General features: G+C 37.0%; 19 protein-coding genes. 13 read left to right on the top strand and 6 right to left on the bottom strand.

Features of this window, described 5'->3' with window-relative positions:
- Positions 1-3: 3 nt before the first annotated feature.
- The 9 genes from AC4G3L_RS01345 to AC4G3L_RS01305 all read left to right on the top strand — a co-directional run bounded on the left by AC4G3L_RS01345 (position 4) and on the right by AC4G3L_RS01305 (position 9557).
- Positions 4-1455, top strand: a complete 1452-nt coding sequence (locus tag AC4G3L_RS01345; RefSeq protein ID WP_491075179.1) for an aldehyde dehydrogenase family protein — start codon at positions 4-6, stop codon at positions 1453-1455.
- Between the two features lie 13 nt (positions 1456-1468).
- On the top strand, positions 1469-2980 hold the full coding sequence (locus AC4G3L_RS01340; RefSeq protein ID WP_491075178.1) for a M81 family metallopeptidase: 1512 nt from the start codon (positions 1469-1471) through the stop codon (positions 2978-2980).
- Positions 2977-3453, top strand: coding sequence for a GNAT family N-acetyltransferase (locus AC4G3L_RS01335; protein WP_491075177.1), 477 nt, complete (start codon positions 2977-2979; stop codon positions 3451-3453). Before AC4G3L_RS01340 ends, AC4G3L_RS01335 begins: the two co-directional genes overlap by 4 nt.
- A 321-nt stretch (positions 3454-3774) precedes the next feature.
- Positions 3775-4227, top strand: a complete 453-nt coding sequence (locus tag AC4G3L_RS01330) for a GNAT family N-acetyltransferase (protein WP_491075176.1) — start codon at positions 3775-3777, stop codon at positions 4225-4227.
- Between the two features lie 89 nt (positions 4228-4316).
- Positions 4317-5123 (top strand): HD domain-containing protein, encoded by an 807-nt coding sequence (locus tag AC4G3L_RS01325; RefSeq protein ID WP_491075175.1) that lies wholly within the window; start codon positions 4317-4319, stop codon positions 5121-5123.
- Between the two features lies 1 nt (position 5124).
- Entirely contained in the window at positions 5125-5349 is a 225-nt protein-coding gene (locus AC4G3L_RS01320; protein ID WP_491075174.1) for a hypothetical protein, read from the top strand.
- Between the two features lie 302 nt (positions 5350-5651).
- Complete coding sequence (locus AC4G3L_RS01315; protein WP_491075173.1) at positions 5652-6524, top strand: protein kinase domain-containing protein; 873 nt, start codon at positions 5652-5654, stop codon at positions 6522-6524.
- Positions 6525-7181: 657 nt separating this feature from the next.
- Positions 7182-7745 carry an alkyl hydroperoxide reductase subunit C gene (gene ahpC, locus AC4G3L_RS01310; protein WP_491075172.1) on the top strand — a complete coding sequence of 188 codons (564 nt, stop codon included), beginning with the start codon at positions 7182-7184 and terminating at the stop codon, positions 7743-7745.
- Between the two features lie 144 nt (positions 7746-7889).
- Complete coding sequence (locus AC4G3L_RS01305) at positions 7890-9557, top strand: FAD-dependent oxidoreductase (protein ID WP_491075171.1); 1668 nt, start codon at positions 7890-7892, stop codon at positions 9555-9557.
- Positions 9558-10020: 463 nt separating this feature from the next.
- Here the strand turns inward: AC4G3L_RS01305 and AC4G3L_RS01300 are convergent, their stop codons facing one another.
- From AC4G3L_RS01300 to AC4G3L_RS01290, 3 genes are all read right to left on the bottom strand, one after another.
- Positions 10021-10395: a hypothetical protein gene (locus AC4G3L_RS01300; protein WP_491075170.1), complete on the bottom strand. Its 375-nt coding sequence runs from the start codon at positions 10393-10395 to the stop codon at positions 10021-10023.
- A 434-nt stretch (positions 10396-10829) separates the two neighbouring features.
- Positions 10830-11066 carry a hypothetical protein gene (locus tag AC4G3L_RS01295; protein WP_491075169.1) on the bottom strand — a complete coding sequence of 79 codons (237 nt, stop codon included), beginning with the start codon at positions 11064-11066 and terminating at the stop codon, positions 10830-10832.
- Between the two features lie 195 nt (positions 11067-11261).
- Positions 11262-11756: a hypothetical protein gene (locus AC4G3L_RS01290; RefSeq protein ID WP_491075168.1), complete on the bottom strand. Its 495-nt coding sequence runs from the start codon at positions 11754-11756 to the stop codon at positions 11262-11264.
- Positions 11757-11859: 103 nt separating this feature from the next.
- Between AC4G3L_RS01290 and AC4G3L_RS01285 the strand changes: the two genes are divergently transcribed.
- The 3 genes from AC4G3L_RS01285 (at position 11860) to proC (ending at position 15686) form a co-directional block, all read left to right on the top strand.
- Positions 11860-12903 carry a pyridoxal-phosphate dependent enzyme gene (locus AC4G3L_RS01285; protein WP_491075167.1) on the top strand — a complete coding sequence of 348 codons (1044 nt, stop codon included), beginning with the start codon at positions 11860-11862 and terminating at the stop codon, positions 12901-12903.
- Between the two features lie 10 nt (positions 12904-12913).
- The gene (locus tag AC4G3L_RS01280; protein WP_491075166.1) at positions 12914-14797 is read left to right on the top strand and encodes a terpene cyclase/mutase family protein; all 1884 of its coding nucleotides are present in this window, start codon (positions 12914-12916) and stop codon (positions 14795-14797) included.
- Positions 14798-14870: 73 nt separating this feature from the next.
- Positions 14871-15686 carry a pyrroline-5-carboxylate reductase gene (gene proC, locus AC4G3L_RS01275; RefSeq protein ID WP_491075165.1) on the top strand — a complete coding sequence of 272 codons (816 nt, stop codon included), beginning with the start codon at positions 14871-14873 and terminating at the stop codon, positions 15684-15686.
- A 365-nt stretch (positions 15687-16051) separates the two neighbouring features.
- On the opposite strand, the gene AC4G3L_RS01270 is transcribed toward proC, so the two are convergent.
- The gene (locus AC4G3L_RS01270; protein ID WP_491075164.1) at positions 16052-16270 is read right to left on the bottom strand and encodes a hypothetical protein; all 219 of its coding nucleotides are present in this window, start codon (positions 16268-16270) and stop codon (positions 16052-16054) included.
- 42 nt (positions 16271-16312) lie between these two features.
- On the opposite strand from AC4G3L_RS01270, the gene AC4G3L_RS01265 reads away from it, so the two are divergent.
- A complete protein-coding gene (locus tag AC4G3L_RS01265) occupies positions 16313-17860 on the top strand; it encodes a hypothetical protein (protein WP_491075163.1) in 1548 nt (515 codons plus the stop codon).
- A 615-nt stretch (positions 17861-18475) separates the two neighbouring features.
- On the opposite strand, the gene AC4G3L_RS01260 is transcribed toward AC4G3L_RS01265, so the two are convergent.
- Entirely contained in the window at positions 18476-19165 is a 690-nt protein-coding gene (locus AC4G3L_RS01260) for an LrgB family protein (protein WP_491075162.1), read from the bottom strand.
- Positions 19150-19482: a CidA/LrgA family protein gene (locus tag AC4G3L_RS01255; protein ID WP_491076216.1), complete on the bottom strand. Its 333-nt coding sequence runs from the start codon at positions 19480-19482 to the stop codon at positions 19150-19152. Before AC4G3L_RS01255 ends, AC4G3L_RS01260 begins: the two co-directional genes overlap by 16 nt.
- Positions 19483-20244 lie beyond the last annotated feature (762 nt).

The raw sequence follows: 20244 nt of genomic DNA, 5'->3' as shown, positions 1-20244 counted from the left end.
TAAATGGCCAGGGAAATAACGAAACAACAACTTTATTTGAATGGTCAATGGACTGCTGAAGCCGGACAGGAATACCAAGAAAGTATAAACCCTGCAACCAGTGAAGTGGTTGGCAAGTATGCAATCGCAACGGTCAGACAAGTGGACAAAGCAGTACAGCATGCAAACGATGCGTTTAAAACATGGAGACGAACTCCTGCACCGGAACGAGCCACGTTCTTATGGAAAGCAGCTGAATTATTCGAGCGAAAGAGAGAATACATAGCTGAAGTCATGACACGAGAAATGGGGAAGGTTCTGGCGGAAACGCTTGGGGAAGTAAATGCAGTAATAGAAACATGCCGGTATATGGCGGGTGAAGGACGCAGAATGTATGGGGAAACCATCTCCTCAGGCAGCAACAACAGAACAATCACTATGATTCGGGAACCGCTTGGTGTAGTTGCATGCATAACTCCGTGGAATTTTCCAATTGCTCTGGCCGCTTATAAAATATGTGCGGCCCTTATTAGCGGGAATACAATCGTCTGGAAACCTGCCTCAGAGGTTGCACTCTCAGCTGGTTTTTTTACTCAAGTTCTTCATGAGTCCGGTCTGCCGAAGGGTGTTTTAAATCTCATTACGGGCAGTGGAGGCCAGGTCGGGATGTGCCTGGCTGAACATGAGGATGTAAAAATAATATCTTTTACCGGGTCTACTGAAGTCGGATTGTTACTTTCACAGGCAGCAGCCAAACAATTGAAACGAATTTCTTTAGAGCTCGGCGGAAAAAATGCAGCCATTGTTTTACGTGATGCAGACTTGGACTATGCAGCGGAGTGCATTGTTAAAGGGGCTTTCGGAACGACAGGTCAAAAATGTACAGCGACAAGCCGGGTTATTGTAGAACGTTCTGTTAAAGACGCTTTGCTAAAACGGGTTGTAGGGTTAACTAAGAGTTTAAAAATCGGCAATGGATTAGATGATAGGGTGGATATAGGCCCTTTGGTGAATGAGCAGCAATTGAATATTGTTGAAACTTATATAAAAAAAGCACTGGATGAAGGTGCCATACTTGAATGCGGTGGAAAAAGGCCGGATAATCAAAAAGGGTATTTTTTTGAACCAACTATCTTCAGTCAAGTGAAACGGGATCATTCTATTGCGAGTGAAGAAATATTTGGTCCTGTTCTTGGCTTTATAGAAGTAGATAGCTACGAAGAAGCGATTGAGGTAAATAACGATACCAAATATGGACTGTCTACATCTATTTTTACAAAAAGTCTCTCCTACGCTAACCGAGCAGTTTCCGATATTGAAAGTGGCCTTGTTTATGTTAATAACGGAACCGCAAACGCAGAAATTGGTGTAGCGTTTGGCGGAATGAAGTTTTCCGGCAATGGTCATCGTGAAGTTTCGCACCATGCTTTAGACAGCATGACAGAATGGAAATCAGTGTATATGAATTACCTATAGGAGGGATTCCTTTGTGAAACGCTTGAGGATTGGAATAGCCTTTTTCTATCATGAATCCCATAGCTTCTCCCCAACAAAAACAACCATTCAGCATTTTAAAAATGAAGCTTTTTTTAAAGAGAACGAAATTTTTGATGTTTATACAAACACAAAAACGGAGGTTGGAGGATTTATAGATGTTTTAAGAAATCTTGATCAGGTAGAGATGTTACCTCTTCTGTGTGCTGCAGCTATTCCTTCAGGCCCAGTGACCTACGAAACCTATGAACATATAGAGACAGAGATGCTGAGTTTAATAGATCAAGCCGGGAAGCTGGATGGCCTGTTAATTGCCTTGCATGGAGCCATGGTCATTGAGGGAATAGAGAGGGCAGAAGAATATTTGCTTTTAAAAATTAAAGAAAAGCTTGGAGACAATATTACAATTGCTACGACATTGGATTTACATGCTAATATAAGTCCAACAATGGTTGATATTACGCCGTATCATTTTGGATTTAAAACGTATCCCCATATTGATATGTATGAGCAGGGGGTTAATGCAGCAAATGCTTTAATGAATCATGTTTTATTGAACCACCATAATGAAGCGGTTTGTGTTAAAATCCCCATGTTGCTGCCATCTGTTAATATGAGGACAAATGAAGGCCCAATGGCTGTAATGATGGAGCTAGCTCAAAGCTATGAGGTGCTAGATGGAGTAGTTAATGTCTCTGTTTTCGGTGGATTTCCTTACTCGGATGTAGTGAGCGCTGGTGCCTGTGTGATCGTGATAGCCGAAAATAGGTTAATGGCAGAGCAGGCAGCCCATGACATAGCCAAAACTTTTTGGGGATTACGGCACGATTTTATTGTCCATTTGCCTGGAGTTAAAGAGGCGTTTCAGCTTGCTCTTTCAATGAATAAAAATAAGCCAATCGTACTGGCTGATATTGCAGACAATCCATTGAGCGGCGGAAGTGGAGACACAACCCAACTATTGCGTGAATGTATTGACCTCAACCAAGAACTGACTCTTTTTGGAGGATTAACAGATCCTGAGGCAATCGAAACATGCAAAAAAGCAGGAGTTGGATCAACTGTCCATTTATCTTTAGGCGGTAAACTATCACCAGAATTCGGTTTGCCGGTTGAGGTGAAGGCCATTGTTTCTAGATTTACCGATGGTGTATTTTATAATAGTGGACCATTCAACAGGAATCTCAGAGTAGATGTTAAGGAAGCATGTTTGATTAAAGTGGGGAAAATCGATATCCTCCTGATAGGAAGACCAATGTCTGCAAATGATCCTGAACTATTTCGCCATATAGGGATTGAACTGCGCCAGTATCGATATTTGATTTTAAAGGCTAAAAATCATTTTAGGGCAGCATTTGATTCACTCATCAGTGAGGTCATTTATGTCGATGCACCGGGAGTTGCTACAAACAACATTGTACGGCTGCCATATAAAAATATACCTGAGGAGATGTGGCCTTTAAAAAATATAGAATTTATAACCCAGAGAAGAGGGAAAGAAGCATGACTCAAATGAATTCGATGTATTCCATTGAAGTACCTGAATTTTTAACTCCGGCACAACAGCAAATGATGATGGAGCTGGAAAAGGATGCTTTCCCGGGAGTGGGAGCGGTTGATGAACAGACATTGGTCCCATTAGCGAGATACGGAAAACTAATACTTTATAGACAACAGGAAGATGATCGTCCGGTTGCTGTTTGTGAATGTATGAGAGATTATCATCAACCGGATAAAGCCTATATATTTGGTTATTATGTACGGTCAGATCAACATGGAAAAGGCTTGGGTACACAGTTTTTACAGGAAGTTCTGAACATTTTGAAGTCAGATGGGTTTCAAAAAGTCAGTTTAACAGTAAGTGAAGCAAATACAGCTGCTGTAAAATTATATAAAAACCTTGGTTTTCTTGTAAAAGAATTTAGAAATGATGAATTCGGAACTGGGGAAGATCGTTTATATATGGAAAAAATATTATAATCAATAAAAGACGTGTGAACTGCCGCACGTCTTTTAATATGAAAATTAAATATGACTTCTAATTAAATAATTGGAGTAAAGTGCGGAGAAGTACAGTTATCATTGTTGTAATAACGCCATAACCGTATTATTTTAGGTATAGGAGATGTAGCAAGAGATAAGGCGGTCTGATTGTCCTGCTCACTGTGAAATATTCGTGGTGCAAATAGCGATATGACTGTGGAAGTGCACAGCTTATTTAGGAGTTTAAAACAGATTCCAGACTTGAAGAATCTTTGATCAAAGCTGAATGAAGCAAGAAAAGGAGTTATAAGTAAAAGGATGAAAATAGTAATTCGTAAAATAAAACCACAAGATAAAGCGGAATTTATAGATATGGGTAAGGCTTTTTATTCATCGGAAGCCGTGCTGCATGACATAAATAATACCTATCACGAGCTTGCGTTTGATGAGCTAATGCGTACCGATACTTACTTGGATTGTTATTTCTTTGAATATGAAAACAGAATTGCGGGATATGCACTACTGAATAAAACCTATTCGAGAGAAGCAGGAGGGCTAGTTGTTTGGATAGAAGAACTGTATGTGAAACCGCAGTATCAAGGAAATGGGTTTGGCGAAACTTTCTTTCAATGGTTGGAAATGAATGTCCCAGCGGCACGATACCGCTTAGAAATCGAGCCTGAAAATATGCGTGCCGCGGCTTTATATGAAAGAAAAGGGTATCATCAATTGCCGTATGTTCAGATGGTGAAAGACATGAAATCATTGTAAGTAAATGGTGCGGAAAAATTCAGTGATATATACGATACGTTTCTTTACACTCAACAAATTACATAAAAAAAAGATTGGAGGGAAAATCAATGGCGAAAGAATGTTTAGGGTTTTATAGGTTTGGAAACCAGGGTGAACCTGATAAGGAAAATGAAGAATGTGCGGCGCCGTACAGGCCAAAGACGTGGGAAGAAAATGCTCTTCTGCATAGTGCCATTCTCTTTGCAACGAAGGCCCATCAGGGACAGACTCGCAAAGGAACGGATATCCCCTATATATCCCATCCATTTGAGGTTGGCCAAATTCTGACCGCTGCCGGCTGTGATACGGATCTGATTATTGCCGGCCTGCTGCATGACGTTCTGGAAGATACAGACGAGACCGCAGATATAATTTCAAGGGAGTTTGGTCCTCGCGTTCTGTCCCTTGTTCAGTCAAACAGCGAGAACAAGTCCCTTAGTTGGGAAGAGCGAAAGCAGCATACCATCGACTACATGACAGAGAAAGCAAGTTTTGAGGAACTCCTGCTTGCCTGTGCGGACAAACTGTCTAATCTTCGCAGTATCAAAGCGGACTATACCGAATGCGGCGATGCACTCTGGACTCGGTTCAACCGTGGAAAAGAGCAGCAAAGCTGGTACTATAGCAAGCTGATTGATACATTTGCACCGCTGCATGAATATGATATGTACTGGGAGATCTCCAATCTCTATACGGATATCTTCGTAACATATTATCGCGATTTAAACGAATATGGTGAGGTGATCTACCAGACCAATGGACAGGAGACATACTTTTACCATGAGGATACATGCGATTGGATCCCCGTTAAAGAAGAAGAATGGAAACGAATCCAGCCATCACTGATTACCATTTTGAAAAGCGAAGCCCCTTGAGATGGTAGTTAGACTCCGAGAAAATTTACCGTCTCCGATGTGCTCGATCCGTCATCAACGTAATGTGAATATCATAGTCCAATACGCCAAAAAGCTGATTCGAGAAGATCATACCTCGAAGCTATTCTCTGAGTTGTGGAATAACATCGGTGGCGGAATTCCCGCCCATACTCTCCACGCTGTGGAATTCGCATTTCTGGCTCTCTACGAAGGGAATGATGAGTAAGGCATCTGATGCTGTTTACCTTGGAGTGCGGTCTATTTTTCCAGAGAAGAGCATTAATACATATGTATATAGAGCACCGGTGTGGTACCGGTTTTTTTTATTTGTAATTAGGAAACCATAGCCCCTAATTTGTTGCGTTGTATAGACTTCCTTCTTTTTTCAATGGCTATTTTCGTAATGATATAGCTAACCCAATATAAAAGGGGGTTTATTCACTTTTTTGTAGTATCATTAGTTAAAAATTTCTTCTTCAGTTTGAAGAGGAGGGGATTTCAATGTTACATAGGAGATGGAGGGTTTAAATGGATGAATTGAAAGTGATAAATTTAGATAAGGTATCATTTCAATTAAAAGAAGAACATAACTTCGAATGGCTAACAAATATGGGTGAAGTATTCGATGTTTTTGATGAACAAGACTCAGGAAATATATGTTTTGGTATTGAAAAAGAGGGGACAAAAAAGTTTGTAAAGTATGCTGGTGCAAAGACAAAAGAATACGTAGGACAACCAGAAGATGCGATAGTGAGGTTAAATAATTCAATTCCTATTTATGAGGATTTACAGCATAAAAATTTGATAAATTTACTGGAGCATTTTGAGGTTGAGAAAGGGTATGTGTTAATTTTTGAGTGGTTCGAAGGTGAATGTCTCCATTCCCATTGGTCATTTCCTCCGCCTTATAAATACACTCACCCTGAGTCACCTTTTTATCGGTTCAGGCAATTGTCAATTGAGAAACGTTTAAAGTCATTTAAGAGCATATTAGAATTCCATCTAAAAGTGGAAAAGAATAATTATGTAGCAGTTGATTTTTATGACGGAAGTATTTTGTATGACTTTAAAAATAATGTTACAAAGATTTGTGACATTGATTTATATAAGAAAAAACCTTTTATCAACACAATGGGACGACTTTGGGGTTCATCAAGATTTATGTCACCAGAAGAATTCAAATTAGGTGCTAACATTGATGAAAGAACGAATGTATATAATATGGGAGCAATAGCATTTGGGCTTTTAGGCGGAGAACTAGACCGTTCAATTTTGAAATGGGATGTAGGGCAGGAACTTTATGATATAGCATTGAAGGCAGTTCAAAAGGACAAAAATGACAGATATTCAACAGTAGAAGAATTTTTCTTAGCTTGGGAATCAACAATAATATTGTCTTGAACCAGAGAATAGTGAACCAGTGTATACTTAAACTCACTTCGAATTAATGTATAGCCACTTCCTTTTTGGAAGTGGCTGTTTTTACATCTCACGCAAATACTTGACCTTAATTAAATTGGGGCACTTAAATGCTCACTCCTTGGTTGCCATTTTCTTGCTCTGTTGAAGAAAATGGCGATCAGTAGTTGTAGTTCCAGATACTTGGTTGAAACAAGTGAGTCGATGGCAGTGAAGAAGTCTGTTCTTGAATCTTATTTAAAAAAGAAACTTCTACTGAGGATAAAGAGTACCTAGAGATAAAAATAGATTTTATAGAAACATGAACAGATGAAAAATATAAAAGTTTTAGGACATACTAAAAACGGTAAGAGGAAAGTGATGATATATTATATTTAAATAATTAATATGATATATTTCTCTTTATTTATTATTAAGAAAAATGTAGTAGTAAAAGTTCTATATATACAGTGATAATCAATAAAATCCTTATAATTTCAGTTTTTATAGAAGTTATATGATTTTTCTCAATGAATTAAGAACAAAAATATAATGAAATATAATAATTATTATAAATAAGCAATTGACAAACTTTTTCTTAATAATTATTATAATATAGTATTTAACATTACTTAAAAGTTTTTTTAGGAGGATATCAATATGTCACTTATTAATAAAAAATTAGAAGACTTTACTGTGCAGGCTTATCATGATGGAGAATTTAAAGAAGTAAGCCTTTCAGATGTTCAAGGTAAATGGTCCATCTTCTTCTTCTATCCAGCTGATTTCACTTTTGTTTGCCCTACTGAATTAGCTGATTTACAAGATAATTATGATGCACTTAAAGAAATTAATTGTGAAGTGTACTCTGTATCCACTGACTCTCACTTTGTACATAAAGCATGGGCAGATGCGACGGATACAATTGGCAAAATTAAATACCCTATGCTTGCAGATCCTGCACATGTTCTTTCTCGTCAATTTGGCGTATTAATTGAAGAAGCTGGTCAAGCGCTTCGTGGAACGTTCATTGTGAATCCTGAAGGAGAAATTAAGGCATATGAAATTCACGATCTAGGTATTGGACGTAATGCTGCAGAAGTAGTACGTAAAGTTCAAGCAGCTCAGTTTGTTGCAGAACACGGTGATAAAGTATGTCCTGCAAAATGGACTCCAGGTGAAGAAACACTTGAACCAAGCTTGGACTTAGTAGGAAAAATCTAATTTAATTGTTAAAAATGCATTCATCCTTCCTTAAAGGGTGAATGCAATACTAATTTCTTATATAAGAGTTCTAATACTTAAAGGGGTACTTAAAGAGATAAGTACCTTTTTTATTAAAAAGATATTTTGAATAAGGTGAACGTAATGAGTAAAAAGATTTTTGATTTGATTATTATCGGTGGAGGTCCGGCTGGATTATCTGCCGGTATTTATGCAGGCCGTGGAAAGTTAAACACTCTTATTATTGAAAAAGGAAATATGGGTGGCCAGGCTGCAACGACAAATGAAATTGTAAACTATCCAGGTGTACGAAAAACGACTGGACCTTTATTAATAGAAGAAATGACAAACCAATGTGAAGATTTTGGTGTTCAATTTACTAAAACAGACGTGACTGATGTTGACTTATCCGGTGAGGTTAAGATCGTCAAAACGATTAATGGTGAGTTCCAGGCAAGAGCGGTTATTATTGCGGCAGGTGCTGGGCCGCGTAAGCTTGGATTTCCTGGTGAAGCTGAATTTACTGGCCGCGGTGTTGCCTATTGCTCCACGTGTGATGGTGAGTTCTTCGAAGGTTTAGAAGTATTTGTAATCGGTGCAGGATTTGCAGCAGCGGAAGAAGCCATGTATTTAACACGTTTTGCGAGCAAAGTTACCATTATTGCTCGTGAGCCTGAATTTACTTGTGCTCCATCTATTGCAGATAAGGTTTTTGCCAATGAAAATATAGAAGTTAAATTTAATACGGAGCTGCTTGAAGTATCTGGTAAAGATATGGTTAAGCACGCACGATTCATTAATAATGTAACAAAGGAAGAATGGGAATATACAGCGAAAGAAGAAGATGGCGCATTTGGTGTATTTGTTTTCGTTGGATATCAGCCTAAGACAGAGATTTTTAAAGGCCATGTAGAAATGGACGAACGTGGTTACATTCTTACGGATGAAGAAATGAGAACAAACGTTAAGGGTGTATACGCTGTAGGAGATCTTCGTCCTAAATCTTTACGTCAAGTGATTACAGCAGTAGCCGATGGGGCGATTGCTGGAACAGATGTACAGAAATATGTTGCAGAAGAAAAAGAGCGTCTTGGCATTGTAGATGAAGCAAAGCCAGAAAATACTAAAGCTGAAAAAGAACCTGCAAAAAAAGAGGCAGCTACGAGTGGGAAGAGTAAATTGCTTTCTGATGCCATTAAGGGACAATTAAAAGGTATCTTCGCAAAAATGGAGAATGAGGTAACCTTAGTAAGCATTGTGGATGACGGTATGCCTAAATCCATAGAGTTACGTGATTTCTTGATGGATGTTGTTGAACTTGGCGATAAACTTCATCTGGAAGTTTATAAAAAAGGCGAAAATGCTAAAATGGAAACTAAAATCAATGCTGATAAATTCCCGGTTGTTTCATTGCTTGACAATCAAGGAAATTACAGTGGCGTGAAGTTCCATGGTGTACCGGGAGGACATGAGCTTAATTCCTTTATCCTCGCCATATATAACCTGGCAGGTCCTGGACAAGCTTTGGATTCTTCCATTAAACAGTCCATTCAGGCAATCGATAAACAAACAAATATTAAGGTTATGGTGTCTCTATCATGCCATTACTGTCCGGATGTGGTTGTAGGCGCACAAAGAATTGCCATTGAAAATCCAAATGTAGAAGCAGAAATGATTGATATCAGCAATTTTCAGGATATTAAAAAGAAATATAAAGTAATGAGCGTTCCAGCGATGATTATTAATGATGAACAAGTGGTCTTTGGAGCGAAAAAGATTAATGAAATTGTAGAAGTATTGCAACAAGCATAATAAGTAAACCAGCCCTTTTGTAAAGGCTGGTTTTTTAGTTAGCGCTATTTTCTACAGAATGGGCTCGCTACCCGCGGGCAAGCATCCTCGCGCTATGCGCTGCGGGGTCGAGTCTCTCCCATTCTGTAGAAAATAGGATACTGCGTTAAATACGAGTAGACAGAAATCCTCTATATTTTTTTATAATAAATATGCAAAGTAACTCCATTGGCCACTTATTATCCGTAATTTAAAAAAGATATATAGAGGAAGCAGAACATCTACATTACACTAATGTGAATAAAAAAATATAATCAAGATGTAAGAAACCATCGAGTTCGGGGGCCATGAATCTAAATGATGTGGTTAACATTGGTTTAAATGATAGAAGAATGAATCTCGTTTTAACAATAAAGAAAGAATTCAAAATAAAGGCTATAAAGCCGGTTCTAAAATTCCTTTTGTACTCAGTCTGATCAACCTTTTAAAAAAAGGCTGGTTTTTTCTGTTTCCAAGTTTTGATGATCATGATCACAGAGGCTATAACAGAAAGGGAGAAAATGGTGATACCGGTTTTCTCATACAAATTCATAAATAAAATGAAGGAGATAATTTGTATAAAAGCAATCAAAATACTTAATAATGTGTTTTGTTTTTGATTCTTTTTGATGGAGATAAAGAGCTGCAATGTAATAAGATTGCTGACAGCCAAAATGAGTACGGCCAAAGAATAATCTATTCTTGTTATATTAGTTCCTTTTTCAATTGCGAATAATGAATAAATGGATACAGGAAGGGCGCATAGATTGATCACTAATAAAATCAACACCCAAATCATATGATACCAAAATTTCTTCATGAAAGTAGACTCCTTGTCATGTTCTACTATCATTTTGCGCTTTTAGAGGATGAATATTCGTTTGTACGATCATTTTGTTTGTTACTTTTATATATTAGTCTTAAGGTTAGTTACTCTGGCAGGGCTTTCTTTTAAGATCCCATTGCGGGGAACGGCAAAGAGTTGCTTTCTTTAGAAAGAAAAGGACTTTAAGGGACGAAGGGTCAGTAAAAGCAAATTACGTAAACATAAATATTATGGGAAGCAATAAACGCGTATGACAATCAATAAGATTCCGGCGGAGAAATTACTTGAAGTCCATGAGTAATATTTAAAAAGTAAACTTGTGTAATAACTTGATAATTTAAAATAAGAGTTTCTTTATTTTGCAAAATCTATAGAATAAAACTCATTTAAAAACATAAAAAAGAACGAATAAGGTTTTTTAACCACCATTATTCGTTCTTTTTTGTATGTTCTTCTAGTTTACTGATTCTTTTTTCGAGTTCTTCCATCCCCATTAATTTAGACTGTCCTTCCAGAAAGAGGTTGAAGATGGACGTTAATAGAAAGCCTCCACCCAGACCAATGAGGCACCCAACGCCGGGGGTATCAAGAGATAATCCAATTCCAAGACCGGTTAACAGGCAGCCCGGGATTAGGTATTCGGTTAATGAGTGTTTTTTAGCCAACTAATCTCCTTCTTTCTTTTAAGAAAGTTTATGTATTTTGATTACTATTATAACCACTATACTTTCCAGAAAGAACAGAATTCTCTAGTTTGAAAATCTGTTGCAGGTGACTTGCAGTTCAAAATGGAATCAAGAAGGTGACACAAACTATAGGGAAGGGTTACGGTGTTTTCTCGAATGGTATAGTAGACAAGTTTACATACTGATACAACTCAGGTCATAAATAGTTAAATCACGAAAAGGGCCGTTGCTATCCTTAGATTCAATAACAATACCTTTATAGCCCTTAGAAGTAATCATTTCCTGAAGCTGGCTGCCTATTTTAAATTCAGTCTCTTTGATAAATGATTTCATATTTTTTCTGTTATCGCCCGCAGATAAATTATGAATTTCAGCAAATTGTTTATTGTATATATACGCACTGATCGTTTCGTACGGTTCTACGAATTCATTCGTAAATGAATCATATAATTTAGCATAGTCATCATCTTCTATATAGAAGAAGTCTTCAGTATCAACGGAAAACTCTATAACGTCTGGTCCGAATTTTTCCGCCCATTCCTTGCGTGTAGTAGCATATATAGCATCACCATGCATTTTGCCGTGAATGAAGGAGTTACCAAGTGTAAGGCCGTTCTTAAGAATCTTCTCATAACTCGAATGAGATGTTCCATGAAATACATCAATCATTTTATCGCCTCTTTATCATATTTCGATATCTTTATCATAAACGATATTCACACTCTTTACCATGCAATTAATGGAAATAACACTCTAGTCAGGAGGTGCTATTTTGAGTAAAAATCAATATGTCTGTTCAGAATGCCATAAGTTCTTTACGGAGCAAACATGCGTGAAAAACTGTACTTGTGGTGGACTGTTAATCATAAGGAAGGATAAAAGTGCGTTAAAAGATGATTGGATAGATCATGATAATTTAACCATGTGGAAATTCTTCCGTGCTTTATCGGTAAATCAAGAATTGAGGGAATGGGAGAAGGTTTCATTGGGGGAAGGGAATACGCAGCTTGAACAGCTGGACCCCGATAATCCGCATATTTATTTGAAATTAGAAAAAAGCTTACCCAGTCAATCCTCGATAGATAGATGCTCAGCTCTATTGGTGACCAAATTAAAAGAGCATAAAATACAGAAGATCATTTTAACGGATACAAAGGACGTAAATTTTTCTGTTGCTAAATACGCAAAACAGGCCAAAATCCCATGTGAGTTATTTATACCGGAAACTACCTCAAATAAATCGCTGGATAAATATAAAAGTTATGGAGTAAAAGTCATTTCTTCTGGTCATAAACATGAAGCGGCCTTAGATAAACATCACTTTATCGTATCAGAGTATCATCCTTATCTGATTGAGGGCGCAAAAACCTATACATATGAGATTTGGGAACAGTTTGGACACCAAGAACCGGATATCGTTATTTTCCCAATAGAAAGCAGTCTATTAGCCATTGGAGCTTATCATGGTTTTAAAGATCTTTTGGAGCTTCAAGTCATTAAGAAAATCCCTAAATTTATTATGGTCACTACTCTTCCATCTTCCCAATTAATAAATAGTAAAATTCCTCCACCTTTATATAAGGAAGTGTTAAAAATAATTAGACAAACAGAAGGGCATATGCAAACCATTACAAAAACAGAAATTGTCCAAGCCGGAAAAGCTCTTTTGATGAGAGGTCATTCTTCGGATAAACAAAGTGCAGCCGCCTATGCAGGATGTATGAGATTTTATCGGGAATATTCAGTTAAAAATGAATCGATGGTAATTCCTCTCTGTAATTCCAGCGAGAAAAGACAATCCGAATGGATGGGGTGATAGGAAATAAATGAACAGATCAAAAGTAAGGAACTATATGGCTGCCAAGCTTGATAGGTTAGAAAAATCACAAAATACATCTGGCTCTTGGACTTTTAATTTTGAAGGGTCTTCATTAACGGATTGTTTCATGATTTTAATTATACGGACATTGGGAATAAAAGATGATATGGTTGTTGATCTATTAGTAGAAAAGCTATTACGCACACAAAATGATAATGGATCATGGAGTATCTATCCAGATGAAAAGGAAGGTAATTTATCAGCCACTGTTCAATCTTATGCAGCCCTGCTTGTATCCGGCAAGTTTCATCGGAATGACGAGGAAATGAAAAGAGCTGAAAGATTTATAAATAAGCACGGTGGTCTATCACGATCTCATTTTATGACTAAAATGATGCTGGCAGTGAATGGAATGTACAACTATCCGACCATTTTCCATTTTCCGATGAGTTATTTTATGGTTCCAGCACATATTCCTTTAAATATGTATCAGTGCAGTAATTATGCCAGAGTTCATTTAACCCCTATGACGATCTGTATCAATAAACGGTTTAAGTATAAACATGAGGGACCAGATCTTAGTTATTTTGAAGGGCAAAAAGGAGGATGGTTTAGAGAGGAACGTAATTTAGAGGAAAATCAATTAATTGGTAAGTTGAAATCTTTGAATTATGCTCCGTTTTCATGGGAAAAAGCTGGTTACCAATCTGCAGAAAAACTTATGCTTGATCGAATAGAAAAGAATGGAACTTTATATAGCTACAGTTCGGCTACCTGTTATATGATTTATGCTCTGCTTGCATTGGGATATAAAAAAGACTCCCCAATTATTCAAAATGCAGTCGCCGGGATGAAGAGTTACTTAACAAATACCCCCGACGGCATGCATGTGCAAAATTCACCTTCCAAAGTCTGGGATACAGCTTTATTGAGCTACTCTTTGCAGGAAGCTGGACTAAAAGAAACATATCCCGTTATAGAGCGGGCAAATGCTTATTTGCTCAAAAAACAACAAAATAGCCGAGGAGACTGGGCGATAAATGCTCCTAATGTAGTCCCGGGGGGATGGGGTTTTTCTGACAGTAATCATTTTGTACCTGACAATGATGATACAAGCGCAGTTTTAAGAGCGTTAACCAAGCAAAGCAGAAAAGACACACAAACAAATCTTGCATGGAAAAAAGGGCTGTCTTATTTGAAGGCCCTGCAAAATAAGGATGGGGGATGGGGGGCTTTTGAAAAAGATGCCTATCACCCATTATTTACCCTTTTGCCAATTGAAAATGCGAAAGATGCTATTATAGATGATTCCACAGCAGATTTAACAGGCAGGGTGTTAGAATTTATGGGGAATTATGCGGGTTTAACCTACAAGCATTCTTTTGTTAAAGAAGCAGCTTCCTGGTTGCTGAAGGAGCAATTGGCAGATGGGAGCTGGTATGGAAAATGGGGTGTCTGTTATATTTACGGTACATGGGCTGCAGTCACAGGGTTATGTGCAATCGGAATCAAGCCGGAACATCCTGCTATCCAAAAAGCAATCAACTGGCTGGAATCTATTCAATTAAAGGATGGAGGATGGGGGGAATCCTGCAAAAGCGCAGAGGAGGAACACTTTATCCCATTGCCCTATAGTACCCCTTCACAAACAGCCTGGGCGTTGGATGCACTCCTAACAGTAAAACAGACAACGTCATCAGCAATCCAGAAAGGAATCAACTGTTTAGTGGATGAAGAATCTTATCATTCCTCTGCGAAACGGTATCCAACAGGCCTTGGATTGAGAGGTGGATATTATATCATTTATGAAAGTTATAATTATATATTCCCTCTTTTGGCACTGGGACATTACGAAAAGAAGCGGATCAAAGAAAGCACAAGCGCTCAGTAAAAATCCACATTTAAAAACTATGAGTGATTTTATGTTAAAATAGTGGCAAACGAATAAGAATAGGTGTTGAATCATGAATAGTAGAATAGGTTTTATTGGCTGTGGGAATATGGGGAAAGCGATGGTTGGCTCTTTGATAAACAGCAATCAAATTAATGCTGACCAATTGATCGTTTCTGTCCGTTCCGAAGAATCGAGAGTAACTATAATGGAAAAGTGGCCGATTAAAACAACACTGTCCAATAGTGAAGTTGCCATAAATTCAGATATAATTTTTATAGCAGTCAATCCGAACCAATATGAAGAGGTTATCAAGGGAATAAGAGAGTACATTGATGATAATAAAATCCTCATTTCCATTGCAGCTGGTGTGAAATCAATACAAATGGAAGAGTGGATTGGTGTGGAATCAAAATTTGTTTTATCTATGCCGAATACTCCGGTTATGGTGAATGCCGGGATGACAGCTATTTGTCCCAATGCACATGTCACAGAGGAAGAATTGGAGGGAATCTGCCAGTTATTTCGAGTTTTTGGTGAATATGAAATCATAAAAGAAGAAGATTTTGAAGCTTTTATTGCTTTATGCGGTTCATCACCAGCCTATATATTTGTATTAATGGAAGCAATGGCGGATGCTGCCGTTAAGCTTGGCATAGAGAGAAAAAAAGCGTACAGAATGGCCGAACAGACTATTTTGGGCTCGGCTCGGCTTGCTTTGGAAACTGGGATTCATCCAGCAGAACTAAAAGACCAAGTCTGCTCTCCGGGAGGCGCAACCATTGCTGCCATCACAACACTGGAAGCACATGGATTTAGAAATTCGGTCATCAAGGCAATGGAAGTATGTGCAGATCAATCAAAGAAAATGAATGATGAAGTTTACTGAAAAACAAATAAGCGAGGCTGGGACATAAGTATTTCAGTCAATAATAAATCAGAACTATTAGGTAATATTTTAATAAATATTTCGCCTAATAGTTCGGATTTTTATTTGTTTTCAATAGATTGGTTACTACTGTATACCATTATTAAATTTAGTGGAATGGAGCGGAAGCCACCGACTCCTGCGGGAAGTAGAGAAAAGGCTGAGACCTGAGCAAGGCGTAGCCGAGGAGGCTAAAGCCTTCCTCCCCGCGGAAAGCGAGTGGAGTAAGCGCGCAATGGAACGAACTTTTCTTCCAACTTAAATCTTTAATAAGTAAAAAAGCCGATAAATTAGATATCGTGCGTCTTTTCAGGATCGTTTATAAGTTATGTCCCATCCTCGTTTATTCTTAATTTCTCTACTAAGCAGCATATAGATATAGCCAATACCCTCGTCTTGCTGTTTGTTTTCCAGCTTAATCCTTCTGAATAGCTGATGATTCCGTTGGTTACCCCATTAATCGTTACCCCTTTTATTTTGGGATAAAATAATTCTAAAAATTCTGTAAATAGTAGAGTTGTTAGTATATTTGCACCCATCAACATGTTAAAATAATCCTAACCATTAAGGTTTGGGGAGTGAGTACGATGGATGGCACATTATTATCCAACAGTATCTATTCATTAAAAGGAAGCGATTTACGTATCATTTATAGTTTGTTAAGTAATATGAATCTAAGAAAACTGGTTTCATTCAATGTGAATAAAATATTAACTAGGGAACATAATGCGGATTATGTAAACTTCCTTTTTGACGCAGCAAATGAATTCAATGATATACCAGATGCAACTTTACAATTTAGCTTATTTCAAGAAATGAATAAAATACTGGGCTTAAACTGTCTATCTTACGAGACAACTGATCATATAGACAATCAATGCGAAGCAATCGTTGAAAAAGTATATCAAATATATCTAAATCATGAAAAATCATTTTTGCAATTTACGAATGAGCAAATTGAGTTTACTCGTATACACCTTATGATTCATTATCAATTGAGGCAGTTATTCTTTGAAGTGGAGTACAGATTCCAAGATCTTACATCTGATGAGCAATGGGATTTCTTGAATATCATATATCAATCCATCCTTTTGCTCCCAGAGGATAACCAAACGATTCTTCAACAAAACTTGCCGGAAAAAATCATGCAGATTGAGGACCTGAAGAATATTGAATTATCTACTTTGCTACTCCAATTATCCAATAGTAATCTCCCTTCTTTTTTTCATATGTTCACAAGCTTAATGATTAAGTATGCAGAAAAGCTAACTGTACACATTCCTTTACTCCATCATGACCATATTTCCCCTGCTATAAAAATTTTAACTTCACCATATTTTATAACACCCCATGTTTTAGGAGGCAGAGTTCTGCAAGTGAACTATCATCACCAGGCCATAAAAAAAAGGCTGATGCCTTTTATTCTTATGCAAATAACTTTGCCATATCTGTGTAATGAAAACTCTGTATCCAGTCCTGTTTTTTTTCAGAACGAGTGGAAAAAGAGGGTAGAGGAATATCGCCAAATGGATTACCAGTCAGTTGTTATTGAAATGAAGCATATTGAAATCAGTAATCTCCTCCATATATGCCGACAAAGAATAACTGAATATGAACTTCAAAAAAGACAGATAGAGGAACGATTGCATATTGAGATACACAAACTTAAATCCACTCTCCTCTTTATGGATATAAATGAATTGGCGATTAACCAAAGCTTTGATAAACATCGCACAGAATATTTTCATATTCAAAATAAAATAAAACAACTGACCTTAGCAAAAAGAGAAGACATATTAGAAACCAGCCTAATGAAGCAAGTTGCCAATAAATTGCTTAATATGTCAGTGACACTTGATCAATTTGGCAAGGAGAAAAAAGTGGATGAGCTTCTAAAAAGTTTGGTAATGGATATTTTAGATTCTGATAGTCATTTTAAACAAGAAGAAAGGGTTGTGATTAAACAAATCCAAAAAGAATTAAAGGATATTACATATATGATTGAAACGGAGAATATCATTAAGACCGAATATGAGAAAGAACTTATTAAACTGAATCATCAATTAAAAGAATGCAGTGAAAAGCTGAAACAATTAGAGAACGACAACTATAGGATTAAAGAGGCAGTACAATAAAGCTGAATCTTAAAGTCCGTTCTATCAAAAACGGACTCAGATAGTAGACAAAAGGAATTCAGAATGACCCAATAGGGGCCGATTACTGAATTCCTTCTTATTTTTGTCTTTTTTACGAGGGATCGACCTATCTTCCTCTATTTTTAGGCCCTTTTTGGACTTTCCCAAGTCCAATTGGCCATCTTCTAGAAGTGGACCAAATGGTTCTCCGGCATAAGTTGTTCTACCGTAATCATCTCTAACTGTTCACGATTCATTTGCCTATGTTTGGTTAACATGCTCATCACACCTTGGTAAATAACGTTACCTATAGTATACAAAAAAACACAAAGAATTTCTGTATTAAACAGAGAAAACTCCCCTATAACGCAGGGACCTATTTTGCAGAATGGGCGAGACTCCTGCGGGAAGAACAAGCGTACCCTAGACCCCGCAGTGCAAAGCACGAGGAGGCTTGATGCTTGCCCGCGGAAAGCGAGCCCATTCTGCAGAAAATAGCGTAAACCCGATAGAAGAGGACAGCGATAACAAAAAAACTGTAGACAAGGTCCTCTAAAATAAGGACATTGTCTACAGTCTGAGTTGTTCTATAATAAACGGACTTTTTTTACTTATTTATATAAATAATTTCATGAAAATAGGCCCAAGAACAGAACCGAAAATAGCGCTTAAAGTCATGGAAACAGAACTCATAGAAAACGTTAATTCTCCAAATTCGAATGCTTTGGATGTCCCAATCGCATGTGATGCGCTGCCCAATGCAATTCCTTTGCTGACAGGGTTGGTGATTTTAAAAAGCTTTAAAATCAGCGGTCCTAAAATGGCACCGGTCAAACCTGCGATCATAACAAAAACTGCTGTTAATGCTGGAACTCCTCCTAATTCTTCAGAAATTTGTACAGCAACTGGCGTGGTTAATGATTTCGGTAATATGGATACAGCCAGCGCATCGGTGACGCCAGCCAACTTTCCAAATAAAAGTCCACTAAACATTCCTGCTAATACACCGAAGAAGACACCACCCAAAATGACATAAATGTGATCTACTAAAACCTTCCTTTGTTTATAGAGTGGAAATGCAAGAGCCACCACTGCAGGACCCAGCAATTGATTAATCCACTCGCCGCCTATCATATATGTATCATAAGAAATATTAAATACAGACAGAATACTGACAATTACGATTGTTGTCGTTAAAATCGGCAACAGAAATGGATTGGTAAATCGTTTGTAAAGCTGATTCAATAATAGAAAGATGAGTACGGTTATAACGATAATAAAAATGGCAATCAATAATTTTTCCATTCCTTTTGTTCCCTTCTTTTATTATAAGATGAGTTTTCAATTAGTTGGCTTGTTTCTCCTGCAATCAGCATGGTAAAAATCGTACTGAGAAATACGATAGACATGATTGTGAAACCTTTCATGGAAAAAAGCGCTGGATACTTCATAATGCCTATGCAGACTGGAACGAATAACAAAGGTAAAAAAGCAATTAAAAAGCCAGCTCCCCGATTGATGTATTCAACTTTGATTACGTTTAATTTTAAGCAAATTAAGAGTAATAACAAACCGATGATACTTGCAGGAATTGGAATCTTAAACAACTCTTGAAGAAACACACCTATATAATAAAAAATGAAAAGAAGAAGGACTTGTAAACAAACGACTAAATATTTCACAATAATTATCGGTCACTTCGAATAAAGTAACCTTCACCTCCAAAATTAAATGATAACTTGATATTACCCCTCCACTCTGACAAGTCAAATGATTAGCACTTTATGGGAATTGGTTAGTAGATATTGGAATTGTTTTGAGTTATCTTTAAATTCGAATGATCAAATAGTGAGTGAGTTATAAGATAAAAATCAAGACAAAAATCCTTAAAAAAGAAGGAGATCCAGCGTTTTTTTAACATAAGGAAATAATGACATATTGATGAAGCTGGCCTATTCTGAATATAAAGAGATGGTGAGAGGACAGGGTAGAGATACTTCATATAATATTTTTTTGATATCAAAATAGAAAAAATGCATAATAAAAGTTGGTTGATTTTACCTGCATAAAATTTAATGAAAAGGGCTTTCTTTATTTGTTTACGCATGCTAGTATACTAGTGTAAATGAACGAAACACAATATGAACCCAGACAGCAGCTTCAAATATTTATTTACTTTTGTTTGTGAAATTGTGAGCAATAATAGTTCTTAATTAATTTTTTGTATGAAGTATTTAATATCGGTTCAAGAATTAGCTTACATCAACTATTTCTTTTACTTCATTTTGTGAAATTATGAGCAAAAGAAAAGTAAATAAAATTTGTGAGTATGTATATACTACCGATTAGAGAAGCCTTTACTGTTTTCAAAAGATTGATGGAAG

It is taken from the genome of Bacillus sp. z33 (assembly GCF_058313615.1).
Note: the sequence above shows the minus strand (reverse complement) of the source record. Positions and strands in the feature narration are given on the sequence as shown.